General features: G+C 66.2%; 5 protein-coding genes. 1 reads left to right on the forward strand and 4 read right to left on the reverse strand.

Going from position 1 to position 5,440, the window contains the following annotated elements; translation table 11 throughout:
- Window positions 1–373 precede the first annotated feature (373 nt).
- On the reverse strand, window positions 374–811 hold the full coding sequence (locus tag ACFWP3_RS41385; RefSeq protein ID WP_384232068.1) for a hypothetical protein: 438 nt from the start codon (window positions 809–811) through the stop codon (window positions 374–376).
- Window positions 812–1,288: 477 nt separating this feature from the next.
- Here ACFWP3_RS41385 and ACFWP3_RS41390 point away from each other — a divergent pair, with 477 nt between their 5' ends.
- Window positions 1,289–1,585: a hypothetical protein gene (locus tag ACFWP3_RS41390; protein ID WP_384232070.1), complete on the forward strand. Its 297-nt coding sequence runs from the start codon at window positions 1,289–1,291 to the stop codon at window positions 1,583–1,585.
- Between the two features lie 575 nt (window positions 1,586–2,160).
- On the opposite strand, the gene ACFWP3_RS41395 is transcribed toward ACFWP3_RS41390, so the two are convergent.
- The 3 genes from ACFWP3_RS41395 to ACFWP3_RS41405 all read right to left on the reverse strand — a co-directional run bounded on the left by ACFWP3_RS41395 (window position 2,161) and on the right by ACFWP3_RS41405 (window position 4,857).
- Entirely contained in the window at window positions 2,161–2,865 is a 705-nt protein-coding gene (locus ACFWP3_RS41395) for an SMI1/KNR4 family protein (RefSeq protein WP_384232072.1), read from the reverse strand.
- A 292-nt stretch (window positions 2,866–3,157) separates the two neighbouring features.
- Window positions 3,158–3,484, reverse strand: a complete 327-nt coding sequence (locus tag ACFWP3_RS41400; protein ID WP_384232075.1) for a hypothetical protein — start codon at window positions 3,482–3,484, stop codon at window positions 3,158–3,160.
- Between the two features lie 803 nt (window positions 3,485–4,287).
- On the reverse strand, window positions 4,288–4,857 hold the full coding sequence (locus ACFWP3_RS41405) for a hypothetical protein (RefSeq protein WP_384232077.1): 570 nt from the start codon (window positions 4,855–4,857) through the stop codon (window positions 4,288–4,290).
- Window positions 4,858–5,440 lie beyond the last annotated feature (583 nt).

Below are 5,440 nucleotides of genomic sequence, written 5' to 3' on the forward strand. Positions count from 1 at the left end.
TGGTGATGTCGCAATCCACACCGAACCCGGAAGGCCCTCACCCGTTCAAGAAGCCTCAGCGGAGATCTCGGTCACCCGTCCACAACCTCCCGGGGGAATACAACTAGGCCACTCGTTTGGCTCTGCTGTCGTTGTCGACGATGCACCGGATCCGACCGCCGCCCAGGCGGGTGAGCCGGAGGCTCAGCCCAAGTAGAAGGCCGACCTCAGCCCCGCCCCTGGCACGGCTGCCGGCAAGCCCGCTCCGCAGGCTCACCCAGAACGTCTCCGATCGGCACTCGACCACGCCCAGTACCCCCACCCCACACCCTTGGCAGTGCAGCAGTTGGCTGTCGACGGCTCCCATCCCGGGTGTTGGCCCACCGACGACGACCTATCGGAAGTGGCGACGCACCAGCTCTTCGGTGTGAGTGGCGTATCCCGGGCGTGCACTGCGGTGCAGATCTATGTAGGGGCGCAGCAATGCGAAGGTCGTTGGGATCCCGGGGAACAGGGCGACCACGTCTCCCTCGTCGATGAGGCCGCGGTTGGTCAGTACCGCAAGAAGCTCGAGTTTCTGAAGGAGGTTGTCCAGCCCTTCCCTGTCGTCTGCGCTGAGCTGGGTGAAGTCGCCGAGCTCATGGGCTCTCAGCCGGCGACGCAGGCGACTGAGCTCAGCGGACTGGTACTCCTGATGCAAAGCGACCAGGGACGTGATAGCCCGGGTGCGCTTGACTTCCCTGACCTGGCGCGCGGCGTACGTGGCTGCCAGAGCCACGATCACTGTGCTGGACACCGAACTCAACGCTGCCACGGCTTCCCAGACTGCCATGCTCCCCCCCGGCCCATTGAGTCCAAGTTAGCCCACCTGCGACCTGACCACCGGGATCCCAAAAGCGACTCCTCGTCTGCTCGCACCCCCTGACCCCCTCTGGCCACTGCCAACCGGATCCGCGGAGTGGGTCCTGGCCTCGGAGGGGGCAGCTGAAAGGGCCCGGTCGGGGGGAGAGCGGACCCGCCATGAAACGGGGTGACCCAGGTCTGCCGAGCGGGCCGTTCGGGGTGGTGGAGCGAAGCGGAGCGCCGAACCGCCTGGGGACGCCGGCCCACAGTGTCGAAGCCTTGGCCCGGCGAGTCGGTTCTCTACAACGCGTACGCCGCCTGTCGGGTCAGGTATATGCAGTTTGCGTGTTTTCTCCCGCTCGGGCGGGCCGTGGTGGAAGCATGGGTGCGGTCAAGATCAATCGGCGTTCGGTCGGCTGGGTCTGCCCATGGCCGGTGTGCGCATTGAAGAGGGTGAGACCGGGCTATGGGTGTCAGTTACACCGCGTACCGTCCGTGCACTGATGCTGATCAGAAGGCATTTCTCGCGATCCCGGGGATCGTCGAGGCCGTAACGCAGGGGCTCAAGTTCAAGACTCCGCCGAAGATCCAGATCATCGCGGAGGCGGTTCGTGTGGACAAAGCGAATGCGCAGAATCTGCAGTACCTGGTCATGGGCGGGGTCGACATTGAGTCGGACGAGGACAACCGTGAAGGATACGCCTACATCATCAACGGCCAGCTTGCCAGGTTCGACGCGATCGTTCTCCCCATCCTGACCTGAGTAGACCGGGCCGAGCCTCCCCCTCGGCCCGGTCTTCCTTGCTGGCGCCCGCGGACCGGGGCGGGGGACCCTAGCGGCCCTGCCCTGCTGGCATGATCGTGTCATGCCCTGCGCTGTCGAGTTCTTTTTGGCTTCGAACGACTGGGTGGCTTCCGGGGTGGGGCCTGGGCAGGGCATTCATGGGTTTCCTGCATTCGAGAGCACGAGTCCACCTGGCCCGTACAGCGGCTGCTCTCCGTCAGTCCCTGCACTGCTGGTACCTGAAAAGAGAGCCTGCCAACACCCGGCTGGGGTTGGTGGGCCTGGTTGTCCCCGGTCAGGTTCTGCTGTGGGGTACGCACGGCGGGGAGCAGGCTGGATTCGAACCGGCGTCATCCCCTCCAGACAGGTGGTCGCGTCTACCTCTGCGCTACTGTCCCCGCCGCGGTGCGCTCAGCCTACGCATTGCTGCCAGCTGCCAGCTGCCAGCTGCCTGCGGAGCAGGCTGGTCCTGGGGGCGGAGCTGGAAGGACCAGGGTGGGGGAGTGGAGCGGCCCTGCCCAACGGGCCGTAGGCCCGTATCCCGTGAAACGGGGTCATCCAGGTCTGCGGAGCGAACCTGTCCGGAGCTGGCTGCAGCGGTTCAGGGCTCCGTACGTTCTGTAGCTGTAGCTGGTGGTGTGATCGATGCCTGCCCCGCCGGCGGCTGGTGCACGGCGGATGTGCGGCGTGCCTGCCGGGTGCTTACCAGGGGTGGCTTTGGCTGTCTTGGGACTGCGGGTAGTAGTGAAGGGTCCTGCTAGACGGAAGTGGCGCAGGAAGGGCGGGCGGTGTGGGCCTTCGACGCAGCTCAAGAGGAACTCGGTGAAGGGGCCCGGGGCCTCGTGCCACTCTCCTTCTTCCGTCTCGACCACCACGCGCCAGTCGTCGGGGTTCTCTTCCTCGGGGAGGAAGTAGTACAGGGTGCCGTCATGGTCCCCGCCCCATTGGATCAGGCCACCGGGGTGGGGGTGGAAGGGGAACGGGGTGCGCTCGGGGTCATCGAGGTGCGGCCGGCCGGACACCGACCAGATCTGTTCCATTTCGGCCTGTGTCCCGTGGACCGGGCGGCCGAGCCAGAGTAGGTGGTCGAAGGATCCCGGCCCGTACAGGTCGAGGAAGGCCTTGTAATCGGTCGGGAGGGTAAGCCCGAGGTGCTTTTCGGCTGCCGCCCAAAGTTGCGGCCGCGCCCATCCCCAGCACGGCGGCTCGCCCAGCAGTTCCTGCAGTCGCGCCACCGCGGGCGTGGTTTGGTTGTTCATGCGGGGCACCCTGTCAGACCCCACTGACCCTCTCGGGGGAGTGGACCTCGTGAAACGGGGTCATCCAGGCCTGCGGAGCAGGCCGTTCGGGGGTGGAGCGCAGGACCCCGGCCCGAAGGGCTGGCTCCCGAGGGCACTCCGCGCGCTCTCGCTGAGTGAGGCGGGGCGGTTCGTTCAGCACAGCGCTGCGCTGTGGGACCTGCTTCGGTGTGCGCGGTGGCTTCATTCGTGGGGGTGTTGGGGGTGTTGGGGGTGTTGGCGACCGGGGTTGGTTGGGCCGGTCGCCGTGTTCTCAGCTGAAGACGACGGAGCGTCCAGCGAAGAGGAGGTCGAGGCCGATGATGGGCCTGAGGCTCCGCCATGCACCCTCGCAGTCGGCGTTCTCGAAGACCGTGGCGGTGGAGATGGTGCGGTTGCGGAAGGCGCGTGCGGGGCGTTGTTCTGTGGTGCCGGTCAGGTTGATGCATTCACCGCTTTCAGGGTCGGTGAGGGTGTAGGGGGTGAGGCCGACCCTGTAGCTGAATTCTCCGTCTGTGGCGTGTGCGGAGGTGGGTGTGGCGAGGATGACGGGTAGGAGGCCGAGGGCGATGATCGTGGTGCGGCGAAGGCGCGGACGCATGGGAGTGCTCCGTTCGAGGAGGGTATGTGGGTGTGCGCGGCGGGAGTATGCGCTGCCTTGACGCTGCGTTACGCCCATCCTCCCCACACATGTTCGAAAAGAATGGGCTGGACACTCTGAAGGTTGCAGAAAGCCCCGTTCTGTCACCCGACCGGCAGATGGGCGAGTCCTCGACTGTGACGGGATCCCGGTTCTTACATTCCCGGCGAGGAGTTCGCCCTCGTGTCAGCCGGACTCTGTGTCACCAACCGCACAGGGGAAGAGTCACCACACACCCCCAAGCCGCATTGCTCTGTGGAGCATCGGTGGTTCGGCCCTAGGTGTACCGGCGTCGGTGGGACGGGGCCGGGCTGGCAAGCTTGCGAGAGGCCCTTGTTTTCCGGCGCCGGTTAGGCCGTGACCACCCCCGCGCAGACCGGGAGGACTGCCGTTGAGTCTCCAGTGCTGGATGCTTCGGAACCGGCCCCGTCACCAGGGACCCTAACCGCGACCACTGACAAGGGTGCTGGTCCTGGAGGCGGAGCCGAAAGGATCCGGGGTGGGGGAGGGGAGCAGACCCGCCCGAACGGGCCGGAGGCCCGGACCCGTGAATCGGGGTTACCCAAGCTTGCGGAGCAGGCTGTTCGGGGGTAGAGCGAAGCGGAATCCGCGAACCAGTCTGAGCGAAGCGTAGGACTCCGGTCCGATGGGCCGGCCCTAGGCCCGCGAAGCGGTTCGCCGCCGAGCGCCACGAGGCGGTTCTCTCCTGAGCGCGCAGCGCTCAGGGCGGTGAGGGCCGGCTCTTATGGGGCGACTGTTGGTGTTCAGGCTTCGATGTGTATCCACGTGTCGTCGCTGCGGAGCCATAGGGTGCCGTCGCGGCCTTGTGCGCAGCGCATGACTACCGGCCCGGGCAGGCGCAGCCTCTCCCGTGCGGTGATGACCCAGGTGCCGTCGACGAGCTCAGCGCGGCTCAGTTCGGCGTTGGGGCGGTTGTGGAACCGGTGGGTGAGGATCATGCGGGTGCCCCGGACGGCGATGCCGTCGGTGTCTTTGAGGGGGTTGGGGTAGCTGGTGATGTCGCCGGTGGTGGGATCGACCCTGGATAGGAAGGCGCCTTCGTGGCTGTACCAGGCCAGCCAGACCAGGTCGCCCTCGGTGGCGGCCGCGCTTCCGCCGAGAGGCCATGAGGGGAGCCGACCGTGGGGGCTCCAGGTGTGGGTACCGTCGGTGTTCCAGCGGGCCAGTCCGGCGCTGGTCTCTGGGTGGTCGCCGTAGATGCCCTCGTCGCCGTATGAGGTCCAGATGTCGCTGTTGCGGTCGCTGATGACGTAGTCGATGTCGTCGCCAATGCAGAAGTGACTTATCGGGTGTCCCCCAGGGGAGTACACCACGGCGTTCTCCGCCCAGGCCCCGTTAGGGTCTCGGCATGTGCGGCCTGAGACCAGTAGAAACCGTGACCATGAGAGCAGAGCCAGGTGGCTGGTCCACGCGGGTATACGGGTTACGGGTGTCCGGCGTTCGACTCCGTCCGCGACGATGACGAGTATGCCGTCACACGGAGCTGCCACACTCCATCCGACCCACCCCTTGACATGCGGGGAACGGTGAAGGTTCTGCTCCTGGACCAGCAGCACCGCGAGTTCGCTGCTCGGCCCGATGCTCCAGCACAGGGCCCGCCATCCAGCTCGAGCATCTTCGGGGGGCAAGCTCCACAGGACGGGCAGTTCGCCAAGGGTCATCGGCATTCACCTTTTGGACTCCAGGCTCCGACAGGGCCCGAAGAGATCCACGTTACCGGGGGCCGGTCCACAGCGTTTGGACCGGCCCCCGCAGACCAGAGCTGACACCAGCAGCACGCTCGTGTCCTTGCTGCTAGCTACTGTGAGTTGGGGGTGTGGTGGCGGGGCTTGGGCGTCATCAGTGTGTGATGGATTTCGGGCCTGGTACAGCACGGTTCCTGGCTGCGTGATGGCT

The organism is Streptomyces sp. NPDC058525 (assembly GCF_042719495.1).
Classification (GTDB): domain Bacteria; phylum Actinomycetota; class Actinomycetes; order Streptomycetales; family Streptomycetaceae; genus Streptomyces.

Bases quoted from the DNA above. Each gene is read 5' to 3' on its own strand.
- ACFWP3_RS41390 (WP_384232070.1), top strand. From the start codon at position 1,289: ATGGGTGTCAGTTACACCGCGTACCGTCCGTGCACTGATGCTGATCAG.
- ACFWP3_RS41395 (WP_384232072.1), bottom strand. From the start codon at position 2,865: ATGAACAACCAAACCACGCCCGCGGTGGCGCGACTGCAGGAACTGCTG.
- ACFWP3_RS41400 (WP_384232075.1), bottom strand. From the start codon at position 3,484: ATGCGTCCGCGCCTTCGCCGCACCACGATCATCGCCCTCGGCCTCCTA.
- ACFWP3_RS41385 (WP_384232068.1), bottom strand. From the start codon at position 811: ATGGCAGTCTGGGAAGCCGTGGCAGCGTTGAGTTCGGTGTCCAGCACA.